This is a genomic window from Streptomyces sp. NPDC058469 (genome assembly GCF_042721125.1).
Lineage (GTDB): Bacteria > Actinomycetota > Actinomycetes > Streptomycetales > Streptomycetaceae > Streptomyces.
Map to the genome: position 1 here is coordinate 20,476 of NZ_JBHXME010000007.1, position 14,533 is coordinate 35,008.

The window sequence follows — 14,533 nt, forward strand, 5'->3', positions numbered from 1 at the left end:
CGCTGGTTGGGGTGGCGGGAGCACCGGCCAGGCAGGAGGAGGCCCGCGGCCTCCTCCCCCGGCTGTCAGGCGCCGACTTGGACGTCCACCCGGTCGGCGTAGAAGGCGACGTGACCGACGATGGCCGCGACGGCGTCGTACGGCTCGGGGTAGAACCACACGGCGTCGGCCCGCCCGCCGACGGAGGGGGCGAGGCCGTAGTAGGACGCGTCGCCCTTGTACGGGCAGTACGTCTGGGTGGTGCTGTCCGTGAGCAGCGTCTGGTCGACGTCGTCGAGCGGGATGTACTGGACGGGCGGGTAGTTGGCCTCGCGCAGGGTCAGGGCCCGGGTGGTGTCGGCGACGATCTGTGCGCCGACGCGGGCCACGACGCGCGCGCCGGTGGCCTCGATGGTGATCGGGTGGTCGGGGCCGGGGATCTTGGGTTCCCGTGTCGTCGTCATGATCTTCTCCTCAGTTCCTGGTGGTGGGTGGTCTAGCCGGCGACGAGGTCGAGCTCGTTGCCCTCGACGTCGGCGAACGTGGTCCATCGGGCGCCGTCGCGCACGACTTCGTTGAGCTTGGTCGCCCCGAGCGCGAGCAGACGCTCGCGCTCGCCCTCGTAGTCGCTGGTGATCAGATCCGGGTGGAACCGGTTCTTGACGCTCTTGGCCTCGGGCACCTTGTGGAAGGCCAGCCGCGGTCCGCCGCCGGGATCGCCGGCCTCCACCACGGCATCGTGCTCGTCGGCCCCGTCGGCGACCTTGCGGTCCAGAACCGCAGCCCAGAACTGCGCCGCGCGTACGGCGTCGGTGGCGTCGAACGACGCGCCGAAGAAGGTGCTACTCATGCGCTGCTCCCTTCGTTAGAGACTGATTAGACCAGTCAGTTCACTCGGTGCCACAACCGTAGATCCGGCTCCCTGTCGCGTCAAACCACAGCTAATTGACTCGATCAACCTCCCGGACTTGACGAGACCAGACCGACCTGTTTAGCTCAATAACGAAAGAAGACAGACCGGTCTAACCACTCGGAGAGAAGTGCAACCATGCCTGCGACACGCACAGCTCTGGTGACAGGCGCGACGTCCGGCATCGGCCGGGCCACCGCGGAGAAGCTCGGCCGGGACGGATTCAAGGTCCTGGTCCACGGACGCGACGCCGACCGCGGAGCCGCGGTGGTCAAGGGGATCGAGGGCCTCGGCGGCCGGGCCGAGTTCATCGCCGCCGACCTGACCGACGTGCGCGCCATCATGCAACTGGCCGCCGCGGCCAAGGACGTCGACGTCCTCGTCAACAACGCCGGGTTCTCCTGGTTCGGCCCCACCGCCGACCTGGAGCCCGACACGTTCGACGCGCTGTTCGGCGCCAACGTGCGCAGCGCCTACTACCTCACGGCCGCGATCGCGCCCGTGATGGCGGAGCGCGGCGAGGGCGTCGTGATCAACCTGGGCAGCATGGCCGGGCAGATCGGCCTGGCGGGAGGCGCCGCCTACAGCGCCACCAAGGCCGCGCTCACCTCGCTGACCCGCTCCTGGGCCGCCGAGTACAGCCCGCGCGGTGTGCGGATCAACACCATCGCCCCCGGACCGGTCTACACCGGCGGCTCCTCCAGGGAGCGCCTCACGGCCCTGGGCCAGACCACGCTCCTGGCCCGCGCGGCGGAGGCCGAGGAGATCGCCGACGTCATCGCGTTCCTCGCCTCGCACGCCGCCCGGTACATCACCGGCGCCGTCATTCCCGCCGACGGCGGACGCACCGCCGTCTGACCCCCACCACACCTACAGAAACCGAGCAGAGCAATGGACAACCCCGTCGTACTGATCACCGGCGCGCTCACCGGCATCGGCCGCGCAGCCGCCGTCGCCTTCGCCCAGCAGGGCGCGAACGTCGTCGTCACCGGACGCCGTGATGAGGCCGGCAAGGCCCTGGTCGAGGAACTGCGCGGGCTCGGCTCGTGGGCCGAGTTCATCAACGCCGACGTCCGCGACGAGGACGACGTGCGCGCCATGGTCGACGAGACCGTCGCACGGTTCGGCCGTCTCGACGTCGCGGTGAACAACGCCGGCACCGAGGGTCGGCCCAGCCCGATCACCGACCAGAGCGCGGAGACCTACAACGCGACCTTCGACACGAACGTCCTCGGCGTGCTCCTGAGCATGAAGCACCAGGTCCGCGTCATGCAGGAACAGGGCAGCGGCAGCATCGTCAACATCTCCTCGACCTACGGCCACGAGGGCGCCGCGGGTGCCTCCGTCTACGTCGGCAGCAAGCACGCCGTCGAGGGCATCACCAAGTCGGTGGCCCTGGAGGTCGCCGCCTCGGGAATCCGGGTCAACGGCGTGGCCCCTGGCCCCACCGACACCGGCATGCTGACCCGCTTCACCGGCACACCGGAGAACAAGGCTGCCCTGGTGAGCGAGGTCCCGCTGGCCCGCCTCGGTCTCTCGGAGGAGGTCGCCGCCGCGATCGTGTTCATCGCCTCGGACGACGCCTCGTACATCACCGGCCACATCCTCAATGCCGACGGCGGTCACACCGCCAACTGATCCGCTCCGGATGCGGAACACCCCCGCGTGCCCGACGCCCCACGTGCGGCTGCCGGAAACCGCCGCCCGGCCCATCACCCAGCCGCCCCACGCCGATCCAAGGAGAAGCGCCGCCATGACCGACCACACCCACGACACCGCCCCCACCCAGTTCGTCGAGGCCGGCGGCATCCGCTTCGCCTACCGCCGCTTCGGCGACACGTCCGCCGACCGGACACCGGTCGTGTTCTTCCAGCACTTCATCGGCAACCTCGACGACCACGACCCGGCGATCAGCGACGGCTTCGCCGCCGACCGCGAGGTCATCCTCTTCAACAACACCGGAGTCGCCTCCACCAGCGGCGAAGTCCCGGACACCATCGAGCAGATGGCCACCGACGCGGGCATCTTCATCGACGCCCTCGGACTGACGCGCGTGGACCTGGTGGGCCACTCCATGGGCGGCCTGGTAGCCCAGCAAGTCGCCATCCAGCGCCCCGACTTGACCCGCAAGCTGGTCCTGGTCGGCACCGGCCCGCGCGGCGGCGTGGGTATCGGCGAGACACCGGCGGAGACCGCCGCGCTGTTCGGCGTAAAGCTGCCCCGGCAGGAGGACATGTGGCTGCCGGTCCTGTTCGCCCCGACCGAGTCCAGCCAGGAGCTCGGCCGCGCGTACGTCGAGCGGATCGTGGCCCGCAAGGACCGCGACGACTCCGCGTTCGGCGAGCAGGTCTACGCCGGCCAGGGCACCGCGATCCACACCTACGGCGCCACGAAGGACCCCGCGTACGCGGTGCTGAAGAACATCACGATCCCGGTCCTGGTGGTCAACGGCACCGACGACATCATCATCCCGACGATCAACTCGTACATCCTGCAGCAGTTCCTGCCGGACGCCGAGCTGATCCTGTACCCGGACGCCAACCACGGCGCCCACTTCCAGTACCCCGAACGGTTCGTCACCCACACCAAGCTCTTCCTCGACCGCTAGGACACAACGGCCCGCCAGAAGGCCCCGCAGAGCAGAGGCGGTCACCGCAGTACGGTGACCGCCTCCGGGCGTTGGCGAGGGAAGACAAGTCTGTCTGGCCTTGTTGGAGGCGGTAGGAGCCGGATGAGTGCCCGTTCGGAGTCGTAGACTGGACCGTCAGTCTGAAAGAAGGAAGTCACCATGCCCACCAAGGCCAACGCCTCGAAGCCCTCCGTGCGTGAGCGTCTGCTGGCCGCCGCCGACGAGCTGTTCTACAGCGAAGGCGTGCAGAGCGTCGGCATCGACCGCATCGTGCAGAGGGCCGGCGTGGCCAAAGCCTCGCTCTACAACCTGTTCGGCAGCAAGGAAGAACTGGTCCAGGCATACCTCGACGCCCGCCACGCCAGCACCCGTGAGCAGGTCGAGCGCGTTCTGACCCGGTTCCGGACGCCTCGCGAGCGACTGCTGGGGGTTTTCGACGCGCAGGGCCAGCTGTTCACCGAGCCCGACTTCAACGGCTGCGCACACATGACGGCCAGCGCGGAGGTGCGGCACGGCAGTCCGGTCGAGGGCGCCGCCGACCGGTACCGGCTCTGGGTGCGGACGCTGTTCACGGACCTGGCGCGGGAGGCCGGTGTCGCCGACGCCGAGGGCCTGGCGCGACAGCTGCACCTCCTCTACGACGGCGCGGGAGTATCGGCGCGGATGGACCGGGACCCGTCCGCGGCGACGACCGCCCGCGAGGCAGCCGCGGCGCTGTTCGACGCCGCGGTCAAGGACAAGGAACTGGCCGACGCCGTGCAGTAGTCCGGTGAGACGCCGAAGCCACCGCTGAGAACCAGATCAACCGGGGCTCCCGAGGGGATCACCCCGACCCCGAAACTCTGGGCGGTGGAAGCTCCCGACGGATGGCTGATGTCCCCCGCCGCCTGGCCCGTGACCACGAGGCCCCTCCGGCCGGGAAAGGTTCCGCAACCGGTACCAGATCGCTCATCGCGTGCATCCCTGCGCGAGGTGGCGTTTCGTGGATCCGGCCGAAGGCGACCACGGCTGTTCGCACGGCAGCCGATCACCTGGCTCCGACCGCGCCCCCAGCCCTGCCGACCCGCTGCGGAAGCGTCAGGCGAGTGGAAACACGGTGCCCGTGAGACGTTCGGACAGGTCCCACAACTCGGCGGCCAGGGACGGGTCCTGAGCCGTGGCACTTCGCGGCACGAGTGTGGGACGGCCACGCTGCTCGCCGCGTCCGTCAGGGCCGACGTAGCTCGCTCCGTCCAGATCCTGCGTGGCCGCGAACAGGATCGGCAGCGCTCCGTCCGTCTCGCTCTGCATGATGAGGCGGCCCACGGTCGCCGCGACGAGCTTCATCACCGGGCCGAGGTGACGGTTCAGGCCCGTCGTCGCCGCTCCGGGGTGAGCGGCGTGGGCGCGCACGGTGGAGCCGGCCTGCGTCAGACGCCGTTGAAGCTCCAGGGTGAACAGCAGATTCGCGAGCTTCGACTGACCGTAAGCCGCCGCTGAACGGTAAGGACGCCTTTCCCAATTGGGATCGGACAGGTCGAGCGAGGCGCTCTTGTGGGCGTTGGACGCGATGGTGACCACCCGGTCGGTGATCTGCGGCAGCAGCAGGTTGGTCAGGGCGAAGTGCCCCAGGTGATTGGTGCCGAAGTGGGTCTCGAATCCGTCCCTGGTCCTGCCGAGGGGGACGTTGGCGACACCGGCGTTGTTGATCAGGGTGTCGACCGGGTGGTCGACGGAGGCCGCGAAGGCGCGCACGGACGCGAGGTCGGCGAGGTCGAGGTGCCGTACCTCGGTGGCACCGGGCAGATGTGCGGCGGCCTGTCGTGCACGGGGGACATCTCGTACGGCCATGACGACATGCGCCCCCGCCACGGCGAGCGCACGGGTGGTTTCGAGACCGAGTCCGCTGCCGGCACCAGTGATGATCACTGTGCGCCCGGCCTGCGGCGGGAGGTCTTCGACTGTCCAGGGGGCTGTGCCGAGTGAGCTGGTCATGCATCCAATGTATTCACTGGGTACATTGTAGTCAATGAATACATCGGGATACGCTGCCCCCATGAACTCGGCTCGCCCCTACCACCACGGAAACCTCCGCAGCGCGCTGCTCCAGGAGGCGGAGCGCGTATTGACCGAACGCGGAACCGATGCCCTTTCCTTGCGAGAACTGGCCCGCGAAGTGGGTGTGAGCAACGGCGCCCCCCGTCGGCACTTCGCCGACAAGGGTGCCCTGCTGGACGCGCTCACCGAAGAGGGGTACGAGCGGCTGGGGCGCAGGCTCGACGCGGCTCTGGACGAAGCCGACGGCGACACCTTCGAGCGGCTGGTCGTCTTCGCCAGGACCTACGTGCAGTTCGGTGTCGAGCACCGTGCGCTGCTGAGCCTCATGCACCGGCCGAAGGACGAAGCGCGTGACAACCGCCTCCGCGCCGCCAACGACCGTGCGTTCGCCGCACCGTTGCGGCTGCTCGCGGACGCGCGAGCGCGCGGCGACATCGACCCGGATCCCACCGGCCGGATCGACATGACGCTGCTGGCACTCCTGCAGGGACTCACCGTGCTCGCCACCACGGGCATGTACGGCGACCGCCCGCTCGACGAGCTCGTGACCGGCAGCATCGAAACCCTCGTGGACGGTCTGCGCCCGCACTGACCCTGCACCCGTTCGGGGCTTACTCCCGAAGAACAGCTCGAAGGTGGTGGCGTGGCCGCCCACCGACGGCGCGCGCCCGGCCATCGACCGGTCCTGCTGTCGGTCCCTCCGGTCTGGCTGCCTACCGTGCCGCTCACTGTCCGCGACCACTGGCTGTCGTCCTCTGTCCCGTCCGTTACCCGTTGCGTGCTCTCACGGATCCGCCGCCGGGGCCAGGCCCACCTCTTCCACGTCCAGTTGGGCCTGCACCCGCTGGAGAACGGCGTCGTCGATGCGGCGGGCGTCGCGCAGGCCGATGGCGGCGGAGCGTGTGCGTTCGTCCGGGGTGTTCACCGTCTCGGTGGCCTGGAGCGTGTTCAGGCGGATCTCGTACTCGGTCCGTAGGCACTCGGCGACCTCGGGGTCGGTACCGAGGTTGGCCGCCACCGTGGGGAGGGCGTCGAGTGCGGCCTGGGACGCGGTGGTCCGGGCGAGAGCGAGTTCGCGGTGCGTGCGGCCCGCCATCGTCGACTGCGACCACGGCCAGCCGTCGCTGGGGAATGCCGTCCCTGACCATACGGCCACCGTACGACCAACAGATATTGAGGGCCGGAGGCTGATCGGTGCCCGCGGGAATCAGGCAGGGTGACGACTGGCGTCGAACCATTCGGCGTCGTTCCACATGACAGGCATGGCGCCGACCGGATCGAATTCGATATTCGGGTCGTTGCTGTGGACCAGGCCCATGATGCGGTGTCCGAACAGTGCCGCACTGCGAGCGCGGTCGGCGAGGATGTTCAGAACGGTGTGCGCCGCACGCGGTTCGGCGCGGGCGAAGTGGTCGTAGTCGGTGAAGACAATGACCAGGCCAGTCGTATCCCTTGTACTTCCGTACTCGAAGGACTCGACGTCCCGGAGGCAGTCATTGAGGGCGTCGAGGTTGCGTCCGTAGTAGTCCGGGAAATCCAACGCCGAGGCGACGTCCCGGTGCATGTCCGCCTCCGCGGTCCACTGCCCGGCATCCAGGATGACGACTTGGTAGTCGTGGTCACGCAACCAGGCAGTGGCCTCGTCCAGCAGACTCCGGCGCCAGTACAGGGTGACGAAGGAATCCGCCATCAGGCGCAAGGCGAGGTCGTCGGAAAGGTCGGCGTCAGGGTCGAAGGCAGCCACCGGCAAACCCTAACGGACGGCTTGTACGGGGTGCTTCGCCCCAAGTCTCGTTGTCACGCAGGACTCAGATACAGCTTCTCAAGGGCCGCCACGATGCGTTCCCCTCGGGGCTCCCCTGGCCCTTTGGCTGCTGTGGGTCACCATGTCGTGGCGACCGTTCTCAGGGGGATCCACGTGTCGCCGCGGGGGCCGTAGTCGGTGGTCAGGAGCAACCGCCAGTCGGCCCGGCTTCCGTAGACCGTCGCGTCGGTCATGGTCCGGACGGTCAAACGTGCCGTGCCGCCGTCGAGGTCGAGGGCCGTGTCCACCTCGTGGATGGAGTGGTAGACGAACTGTCCGGCCTTCATCTCGGCCAGCCACTCGGTCTTGGGCTGCACGTATCCCGTCATGTGGGTGAGGGTGAATCCGTCGTCGAGCAGGTCGTCGAGTGACGGTGTGGCTCCTTCGACCATGGCGTTCAGGTAGGCGTGGTGGGCCTGGAGGATGTGGTCCCGGTCCGTTCGGGTGGAGGTCGGTGGCACGCTGGCTCCTTGTTGCGTGGCGGGCGTTGCGTGGCGGGCCCGGGCTGTCGTCAGGCCGCGGCGCGTGCCCGGACGGCGTCGAGGTCGTCGCGGACCCGCTGCGGCTCACCATCGAGCGGCATGTTGGCCTCGTCGCGTACCGCGTCCAGGGAGCCGGGCGGATCTTGGTCCAGCGCCGCGAACAGCGGCCCCAAGTCGCTTGGTGCGGCTCCCTGTTCGGCCACCAGCTCGAAGGTGCGGCCGGCCGCCTCGGGCGCGGTGAGGGCCGCCACCAGGACCCGTGCGATGTCGGTGCGCGCGACACTTCCGTCGGCGGGGGCGCCGGAGCGGCGGCGGTCGCCCTGGAGGAACACCATCTGATGTTCGTCGGGTCCGTTCATGTCGAACCAGCCCGGCCGCACGATGGTGTAGGTGAGGCCACTGGCCCGTACCAGACGTTCCGAGCGGCGCTTCCACTCCAGCAGATGGCCGTAGCTGCTGCTGCGGGTGGTGGCCCCGATGGAGGTCATCAGCGCCACGCGGGGCCGTACACCGTCCAGGGAGGCCAGGGCGGTCAGGACGTTGCGTACGCCTGCGTAGTCCACCGTCTCCGGAGAGGAAGCGCCGGTGCCGAAGGAGCCGAGGGTGAGCACGATCGCGTCGGCACCGGCCACCGCCTCGGGCAGGATCTCGGGCCGGGTGACATCGCCGACGACAAGTTCGGCGTCGGCGGGGAGCAGCTGGGCGCCTTTCGCGCGGTCACGTACCAGGGCCCGGACGGTGTGCCCGCGAGCGATCGCCTCGGTCACGACGAGCCGTCCGATGCTGCCGGTGGCGCCGACCACCAGCACGGTCAGGGGGTGGGTCGGCATGTTCTCTTCCTTGCCAGGAGGTGGGCGCGACGGGCGCCCATGTCGACGGTTTCACTCGGACGTGACGATCACGCCCTCTGCGTAGCGATTCGCGCTGCGGTGCCGTCGCCGCTGCTCACTCACGGACAAGCGCGATTCCTACGCCCGCGCACGGCGACCACGTGGTGGTCCGTCAGGCCTGCTTCGGCTTCGCGAAGGTCGCGCCGTCGATCACGAACCGGTAGCGCACGTCGGAGGCGAGGATCCGCTCGTAGGCGGTGTTCACGTCCTGTGCGTCGATCAGCTCGATGTCGGCCGTGACGCTGTGCTCGGCAGCGAAGTCGAGCATCTCCTGCGTCTCGACGATGCCGCCGAACAGCGATCCCACGAAGGACCGGCCGTTCTGGAGGAGGGTGAAGACCTCCATCGGCATGGGCTCGGTCGTCACTCCGACGTTCACCATGGTGCCGTGCAGGCGCAGCGTCCCGAGGTAGTCGGGGGGGACACGGGCGCGCTGACGGTGTTCAGGATGATGTCGAAGGTGTTGGCCAGCTCGGTGAACGCCGAACCGTCACCGGTCACGGCGTAGTGGTCGGCGCCGAGGGCCTTGGCGGCCTCCCGCTTGCTGCCGGACTGGGACAGGACGGTCACGTCGGCGCCCATGGCCTTGGCCATTTTCACGCCGAGGTGACCCAGCCCGCCGAGGCCGACGACCGCGACCTTGGTGCCGGGCCCGGCACCGAACCGCTTGAGCGGGGAGTAGACCGTGATGCCGGCGCACAGCAGCGGAGCGGCGGCGGCCGGGTCGAGGGTCTCGGGGACACGGACGACGAAGTCCTCCGGGGCGACGATCGCCTCGGAGTAGCCGCCCTGCGTCTGGGCGCCGGGCTCGGCAGGGTCGGGAGCTCCGAAGACGAGAGTGTTGCCCTTGAGGCAGTACTGCTCCTGGCCTGCCTGGCAGTTCTCGCAGGTGCGGCAGGAGTTGACCATGCAGCCGATGCCGACCAGGTCGCCGACCTGGTGGCGGGTGACGTCGGGGCCGATCTCGGTGACCCGGCCCACGATCTCGTGGCCGGGGACGAGCGGGCTGACCGGCAGCGGGCCGAACGTGCCGTCGACGTAGTTCATGTCGGAGTGGCAGATCCCGCAGTACAGGATGTCGAGCTTGACGTCGTGCGGGCCGACGTCGCGACGCTCGATGGTGACGGGAACGAGCGGCTTCCCTGCTTCGTGGGTGCCGAACGCGTTGACGGTGGTGGGCATGGTGGTTCCTTCGCGCAGGTACGAGGTGATGTCAGGCTTCGGGGATGTCGCGGCCGTAGGCCGCGAGGGTGACGTTCGTGGGCTCGGGGCCGCCGCGCCGGCCGGTCTCCAGGGCGTCGAGGGTCTTCAACTCGTCCGTGGAGAGGGCGAAGTCGAAGACGTCGATGTTCTCCGCGATGCGGTGGCGCTTGGTCGACTTGGGGATCACCGAGCGGCCCTGCTGGACGCCCCAGCGCAGCAGCACCTGGGCGGGGCTCTTGCCGTGCGCCTCGGCGATCGCGGTGACGACCGGGTCTTCGAGGACGCTCCTGCGGTCCTCGCCCTGTCCCCGGTAGAAGGTGATGCCGCCGATGGGGGACCACGCCTGGTTGAGGATGCCGTGGTCGTCATCGAAGTCGAGTACGGGACGCTGCTGGAAGTACGGGTGGATCTCCAGCTGGTTGACGGCCGGGACGACGGAGGTTGCGTCGAGCAGCGCGGTCAGGTGGTCGACCATGAAGTTGCTGACGCCGATCGCTCGGACCTTGCCGTCTGCCAGGAGCTGCTCCAGGGCGCGGTAGGCGGCGAGGGTCTTGTCGAAGTCCGACGGCAGTGCCTGGTGCAGGATCAGCAGGTCGATCCGGTCCACGCCGAGCTTGGCGGCGCTCTTGTCGAAGCCGTGCAGGGTCTCGTCGTAGCCGTAGTCGCTGATCCAGATCTTCGTCTCGACGAAGAGGTCGTCGCGGGGCACGGCGGAGGCGCGGATGGCCTGGCCGACCTCGCGTTCGTTGCCGTACGCGGCGGCGGTGTCGATGTGCCGGTAGCCGAGTTCGAGCGCGGCCGTGACGGCGTCCCGGGTCTCGTCGGGCGGGGTCTGGAAGACGCCGAGTCCGAGGGCGGGCATCTCGACGCCGTTGTTGAGGGTGAGGGTCTGCATCACAGGGACCTTTCGTGCGGGCGGGTACGTGCGGGGACGATGAGGGTGAGGGTGGCCGCGAGGGCCAGAGCTAGCAGGACTGCGGAGCCGGTCAGCGCGGCACCCGAGCGGGCCGCGATGTCGGCGACCTCGTGGCCGGTGGAGACGGAGGCGGCCACAGCGGTGAGGATGCTCAGGCTCAGCGCGCTGCCGATCTGATGCACGGTGTTGACCAGGCCCGAGGCGGCTCCCGCGTCCGCGGCGGCGACCCCGTCCACGCCGCCGGAAGTCAGCGGGGCCAGCACCAGGCCCTGGCCGGCGCCGATGAGCACCATCGGCAACGCCACTCCCGTCAGGTAGGGCGTGTGCAGGTCGAGGCGGCTGAGCCACACCATGCCCACCATCGTCACGGTCAGCCCGATGGTGAGCACCCGCGGCCTGCTCGCCCGCTCAAGGAGCCGCGGCACCTGGACGGCGAAGACGAAGTTGACCAGCGTCATCGGCAGGAAGGCGAGACCGGCCTGCAGCGGCGTCCAGTGGTAGACGCTCTGCACGAACTGCGCGGTGAAGAAGAAGAACCCGATCATCGCGCCCATGTAGAGCATCCGGGTGACGTAGGCGCCGCTGCGCTCCCGGCTCTCGAACAGCCGCAGCGGCACGATCGGCTGCGCGGCCCGCCGCTCCACCTGGACGAACAGGGCCAGCATCACCAGTCCGGCCACCAGCGGAATCAGGGTGGCCGGAGCGGTCCAGCCGATGTCGGAGGCGTCCACGATGCCGAAGACCACGGCAGTGGAGCCCGCAGTCGCCAGGAGTGCCCCGGCGACGTCGAAGCGGCCACCCTGACGCTCGGTCTCGGGCAGGAACCGGACGGCCAGCGCCACCATCGCGATGCCGACCGGGACGTTGAGGAAGAACCCGGCCCGCCACGAGATCAGGTCGGCGACCAGGCCGCCCACGACCAGGCCGAGAGCCGCGCCGAGCCCGGCCACCGCACTGTAGGCGGCCATCGCCCGGTTCCGAGGCCGGCCCTCGGGGAAGCTGCGCGTGAGCAGCGACAGGGCCGAGGGGGCCAGAACCGCCGCCCCGACGCCCTGCAGCGCCCGGGCGCCGATCAGCCACCACTGGGTCTGTGCGGCGCCGACAAGGAGCGAGGTCAGCGCGAAGACGACCAGGGAGAACAGGAACACCCTGCGGTGTCCGAACAGGTCACCGGCCCGGGCTCCCAGGAGCAGCAGCCCGCCGAAGACCAGGACGTAGGCGTTGGTGATCCAGGACAGGCCCGTCTCGGAGAACCCCATGTCGACGCGGATCTGCGGCAGCCCCGTGAACACGATCGAGTTGTCGAGGATGACCATGAAGTAGCTGACGCAGATGATCGCGAGGATCAGCGTCGCCCGGGCCGAGGCGGCAGGGGCCGGCGCACGCACCGCCATGGGCGGCGTGGATTCCGCCATGGCGACGTCGCCGGTCCCGTCGTACTTGAGCGCTGCGCGCACGGTGGTGTCCTTCGCTTCAGGGCGAGGGCCCGGTGTCGGGCTCCCTGCCTTGGGTTCGCTCCAAGAGAACCTCGCGCGGGCACAGGGGTGGGAGTCACTGGTCTTCCGGGTACTGGCAGTACCTCGCAGGTCCTCGCGGACGGACCTACGGTGAAGGTCGAAGCACGGCCGTCGTAGGTCAGGGCCGGACCGTCCCACCGGGACGCGATCAGACGGCGACGGAGCGATTTCAGGGATCTGGACGATGGCAGACAGAGACAAGAAGAGCGTGGCCGCCGAGGTCCGCGAGTTCCTGAGCACCCGGCGTGCCCGGATCACCCCCGAGCAGGCCGGGCTGCCGGTCTACGGCGACAACCGGCGGGTCGCGGGCCTGCGCCGGGAGGAGGTCGCGCTGCTCGCGGGCATGAGCGTCGACTACTACGTCCGTCTTGAGCGGGGAAACCTCTCCGGCGCCTCGGACTCGGTACTGGAATCCCTCGCGCACGCACTGCAGCTGGACGAGGCCGAGCGCACTCACCTGTACGACCTGGCCCGCGCGGCGACACCGTCGGGGCGGCGCCCAACGGTGACGGCGTCCCGGGTGCGGCCCACGATCTTGCGCCTGCTCGACTCGATGGCCGATGTGCCGGCGTACGTGCGCAACGCGCGCTTCGACATCCTGGCCGCGAACACGCTGGGGCTGGCGCTGTACGCACCCCTCTTCGACTCGCCGCTGTTCGCCCAGCGCGGCCCGGTCAACAGCGCCCGCTTCCTGTTCCTGGACCCCACGAGCAAGGACTTCTGGGTCGACTGGGACAAGGGTGCCGACGACGCGGTCGCGTTCCTGCGCATCGAGACGGGCCGGGCACCCCACGACAAGGCGCTGACCGATCTGATCGGAGAGCTGACGACCAAGAGCGGCGACTTCGCCCGCCGGTGGGCTCGCCACGACGTGAAGTTCCACCGTTCCGGAGTGAAGAACCTGCGTCACCCGCTGGTCGGCGATCTCGCCCTGCCCTACGAGGCGATGGAACTCCCCGCCGACCCCGGGCTTCGCCTCAACTTCTACACGCCCGAACCCGACTCCCCGGCGCAGGAGGCCCTGGGCCTCCTCGCCAGCTGGGCAAGCACCGGGACCGTCGTCCCGACCGCGAACGACTGACTACGACTGACTACGACTGAGGAGAACCCCTTCATGCAGTACCGACCGCTCGGCCGCACAGGTGTCCAGGTCAGCCCGCTCTGCCTGGGCGCGATGATGTTCGGCCCCTGGGGCAACGAGGACGAGGCCGACTCGATCCGGATCATCCACCGTGCCCTGGACGCGGGCATCAACTTCGTCGACACCGCCGACGTGTACTCCGCCGGCGTCTCGGAGGAGATCGTCGGCAAGGCCCTCAAGGGCCGCCGCGAGGACGTATTCCTGGCGACCAAGTTCTTCATGCCGATGGACCAGGAAGAGCCCAACCAGCGGGGCGGCTCACGACGCTGGATCATCCGCGAGGTCGAGAACTCACTGCGCCGGCTCGGCACCGACCACATCGACCTCTACCAGGTCCACCGCCCCAGCCCCGACACGGATGTCGCCGAGACCCTCGGTGCCCTCTCCGACCTCGTGCACCAGGGCAAGGTCCGCTACATCGGGTCCTCGTCCTACTCCGGCTCCCAGATCGTCGAGGCCCAGTGGACCTCGCGGGAACGCCACCTGGAGCGGTTCGTGACCGAGCAGCCGCCGTACTCGATCCTGGTCCGCGGCATCGAGGAGGACGTTCTGCCCACTGTGCGCCGCCACGGCATGGGCACCCTCACCTACAGCCCGCTCTCCGGCGGCTGGCTCTCGGGCCGCTACCGCAAGGACGCCACCGAAGGCCCGGCCTCCGCCGCACGCCCCCCGGCCCGCTTCGACATGAGCACCCCCGCCAACCAGCGCAAGCTCGACGCTGTCGAACAGCTCGCGCTCCTGGCGGAGAAGGCGGGTCTCACCCTGATCGAGCTGGCCGTCGCCTTCGTCGTCAACCACCCCGGCGTCACCTCGGCGATCATCGGCCCGCGCACCATGGACCAGTTGGAGGCGTTCCTGCCCGCCGCGGAGGTCACCCTGTCGTCCGACGTGCTCGACGCCATCGACGAGATCGTCGCGCCAGGCGTCACGGTCAACCCGGTCGACAACAGCTACGGCGACGTCGAACTGCGCGCCGACCAGCGCCGCCGCTGACGCGCCCCGCCCTGGCCGCTCACGCCCGGCCG

Annotated in this window: 16 protein-coding genes and 1 pseudogene; 7 read left to right on the top strand and 10 right to left on the bottom strand. The window is 69.3% G+C overall.

Annotation, left to right across the window (positions count from 1 at the left end; genetic code table 11):
- Positions 1-65: 65 nt before the first annotated feature.
- Both ACFWP5_RS06225 and ACFWP5_RS06230 read right to left on the bottom strand, forming a co-directional pair.
- Positions 66-443 (bottom strand): DUF427 domain-containing protein, encoded by a 378-nt coding sequence (locus ACFWP5_RS06225; protein WP_384151018.1) that lies wholly within the window; start codon positions 441-443, stop codon positions 66-68.
- A 32-nt stretch (positions 444-475) separates the two neighbouring features.
- The gene (locus ACFWP5_RS06230; protein ID WP_384151021.1) at positions 476-829 is read right to left on the bottom strand and encodes a VOC family protein; all 354 of its coding nucleotides are present in this window, start codon (positions 827-829) and stop codon (positions 476-478) included.
- A 198-nt stretch (positions 830-1,027) separates the two neighbouring features.
- On the opposite strand from ACFWP5_RS06230, the gene ACFWP5_RS06235 reads away from it, so the two are divergent.
- The 4 genes from ACFWP5_RS06235 to ACFWP5_RS06250 all read left to right on the top strand — a co-directional run bounded on the left by ACFWP5_RS06235 (position 1,028) and on the right by ACFWP5_RS06250 (position 4,283).
- Positions 1,028-1,747 carry an SDR family NAD(P)-dependent oxidoreductase gene (locus ACFWP5_RS06235; RefSeq protein WP_384151023.1) on the top strand — a complete coding sequence of 240 codons (720 nt, stop codon included), beginning with the start codon at positions 1,028-1,030 and terminating at the stop codon, positions 1,745-1,747.
- A 33-nt stretch (positions 1,748-1,780) separates the two neighbouring features.
- Entirely contained in the window at positions 1,781-2,527 is a 747-nt protein-coding gene (locus tag ACFWP5_RS06240) for an SDR family NAD(P)-dependent oxidoreductase (protein ID WP_384151026.1), read from the top strand.
- A gap of 115 nt (positions 2,528-2,642) precedes the next feature.
- Positions 2,643-3,497 (top strand): alpha/beta fold hydrolase, encoded by an 855-nt coding sequence (locus ACFWP5_RS06245; RefSeq protein ID WP_384151029.1) that lies wholly within the window; start codon positions 2,643-2,645, stop codon positions 3,495-3,497.
- A 180-nt stretch (positions 3,498-3,677) separates the two neighbouring features.
- Positions 3,678-4,283, top strand: a complete 606-nt coding sequence (locus ACFWP5_RS06250) for a TetR/AcrR family transcriptional regulator (RefSeq protein ID WP_384151031.1) — start codon at positions 3,678-3,680, stop codon at positions 4,281-4,283.
- A gap of 312 nt (positions 4,284-4,595) precedes the next feature.
- Here the strand turns inward: ACFWP5_RS06250 and ACFWP5_RS06255 are convergent, their stop codons facing one another.
- Positions 4,596-5,492 (bottom strand): oxidoreductase, encoded by an 897-nt coding sequence (locus ACFWP5_RS06255; RefSeq protein WP_384151034.1) that lies wholly within the window; start codon positions 5,490-5,492, stop codon positions 4,596-4,598.
- Between the two features lie 61 nt (positions 5,493-5,553).
- Here ACFWP5_RS06255 and ACFWP5_RS06260 point away from each other — a divergent pair, with 61 nt between their 5' ends.
- Positions 5,554-6,147: a TetR/AcrR family transcriptional regulator gene (locus ACFWP5_RS06260; protein ID WP_384151037.1), complete on the top strand. Its 594-nt coding sequence runs from the start codon at positions 5,554-5,556 to the stop codon at positions 6,145-6,147.
- A gap of 192 nt (positions 6,148-6,339) precedes the next feature.
- Here ACFWP5_RS06260 and ACFWP5_RS06265 read toward each other — a convergent pair whose 3' ends face one another.
- The 7 genes and pseudogenes from ACFWP5_RS06265 to ACFWP5_RS06295 all read right to left on the bottom strand — a co-directional run bounded on the left by ACFWP5_RS06265 (position 6,340) and on the right by ACFWP5_RS06295 (position 12,307).
- The gene (locus tag ACFWP5_RS06265) at positions 6,340-6,711 is read right to left on the bottom strand and encodes a hypothetical protein (RefSeq protein ID WP_384151040.1); all 372 of its coding nucleotides are present in this window, start codon (positions 6,709-6,711) and stop codon (positions 6,340-6,342) included.
- 51 nt (positions 6,712-6,762) lie between these two features.
- The gene (locus tag ACFWP5_RS06270) at positions 6,763-7,299 is read right to left on the bottom strand and encodes a barstar family protein (protein WP_384151043.1); all 537 of its coding nucleotides are present in this window, start codon (positions 7,297-7,299) and stop codon (positions 6,763-6,765) included.
- A gap of 137 nt (positions 7,300-7,436) precedes the next feature.
- A complete protein-coding gene (locus ACFWP5_RS06275; protein WP_384151046.1) occupies positions 7,437-7,820 on the bottom strand; it encodes a nuclear transport factor 2 family protein in 384 nt (127 codons plus the stop codon).
- Between the two features lie 50 nt (positions 7,821-7,870).
- Positions 7,871-8,671 (bottom strand): SDR family oxidoreductase, encoded by an 801-nt coding sequence (locus tag ACFWP5_RS06280; RefSeq protein WP_384151049.1) that lies wholly within the window; start codon positions 8,669-8,671, stop codon positions 7,871-7,873.
- A 172-nt stretch (positions 8,672-8,843) separates the two neighbouring features.
- Positions 8,844-9,913: pseudogene (locus ACFWP5_RS06285) on the bottom strand (NAD(P)-dependent alcohol dehydrogenase).
- A gap of 31 nt (positions 9,914-9,944) precedes the next feature.
- On the bottom strand, positions 9,945-10,829 hold the full coding sequence (locus tag ACFWP5_RS06290) for an aldo/keto reductase (RefSeq protein WP_384151052.1): 885 nt from the start codon (positions 10,827-10,829) through the stop codon (positions 9,945-9,947).
- Positions 10,829-12,307: an MFS transporter gene (locus ACFWP5_RS06295; protein ID WP_384151055.1), complete on the bottom strand. Its 1,479-nt coding sequence runs from the start codon at positions 12,305-12,307 to the stop codon at positions 10,829-10,831. Before ACFWP5_RS06295 ends, ACFWP5_RS06290 begins: the two co-directional genes overlap by 1 nt.
- Positions 12,308-12,551: 244 nt before the next feature.
- Here ACFWP5_RS06295 and ACFWP5_RS06300 point away from each other — a divergent pair, with 244 nt between their 5' ends.
- Both ACFWP5_RS06300 and ACFWP5_RS06305 read left to right on the top strand, forming a co-directional pair.
- Positions 12,552-13,448, top strand: coding sequence for a helix-turn-helix transcriptional regulator (locus tag ACFWP5_RS06300; protein WP_384151058.1), 897 nt, complete (start codon positions 12,552-12,554; stop codon positions 13,446-13,448).
- Positions 13,449-13,481: 33 nt separating this feature from the next.
- Complete coding sequence (locus ACFWP5_RS06305; RefSeq protein ID WP_384151060.1) at positions 13,482-14,501, top strand: aldo/keto reductase; 1,020 nt, start codon at positions 13,482-13,484, stop codon at positions 14,499-14,501.
- The last annotated feature ends 32 nt before the right edge of the window (positions 14,502-14,533 follow it).

Excerpts from the sequence above, each read along its gene's own strand:
- ACFWP5_RS06225 (WP_384151018.1), bottom strand. The coding sequence starts at position 443 with ATGACGACGACACGGGAACCCAAGATCCCCGGCCCCGACCACCCGATC.
- ACFWP5_RS06230 (WP_384151021.1), bottom strand. The coding sequence starts at position 829 with ATGAGTAGCACCTTCTTCGGCGCGTCGTTCGACGCCACCGACGCCGTA.
- ACFWP5_RS06235 (WP_384151023.1), top strand. The coding sequence starts at position 1,028 with ATGCCTGCGACACGCACAGCTCTGGTGACAGGCGCGACGTCCGGCATC.
- ACFWP5_RS06240 (WP_384151026.1), top strand. The coding sequence starts at position 1,781 with ATGGACAACCCCGTCGTACTGATCACCGGCGCGCTCACCGGCATCGGC.
- ACFWP5_RS06245 (WP_384151029.1), top strand. The coding sequence starts at position 2,643 with ATGACCGACCACACCCACGACACCGCCCCCACCCAGTTCGTCGAGGCC.
- ACFWP5_RS06250 (WP_384151031.1), top strand. The coding sequence starts at position 3,678 with ATGCCCACCAAGGCCAACGCCTCGAAGCCCTCCGTGCGTGAGCGTCTG.
- ACFWP5_RS06255 (WP_384151034.1), bottom strand. The coding sequence starts at position 5,492 with ATGACCAGCTCACTCGGCACAGCCCCCTGGACAGTCGAAGACCTCCCG.
- ACFWP5_RS06260 (WP_384151037.1), top strand. The coding sequence starts at position 5,554 with ATGAACTCGGCTCGCCCCTACCACCACGGAAACCTCCGCAGCGCGCTG.
- ACFWP5_RS06280 (WP_384151049.1), bottom strand. The coding sequence starts at position 8,671 with ATGCCGACCCACCCCCTGACCGTGCTGGTGGTCGGCGCCACCGGCAGC.
- ACFWP5_RS06290 (WP_384151052.1), bottom strand. The coding sequence starts at position 10,829 with ATGCAGACCCTCACCCTCAACAACGGCGTCGAGATGCCCGCCCTCGGA.
- ACFWP5_RS06300 (WP_384151058.1), top strand. The coding sequence starts at position 12,552 with ATGGCAGACAGAGACAAGAAGAGCGTGGCCGCCGAGGTCCGCGAGTTC.
- ACFWP5_RS06305 (WP_384151060.1), top strand. The coding sequence starts at position 13,482 with ATGCAGTACCGACCGCTCGGCCGCACAGGTGTCCAGGTCAGCCCGCTC.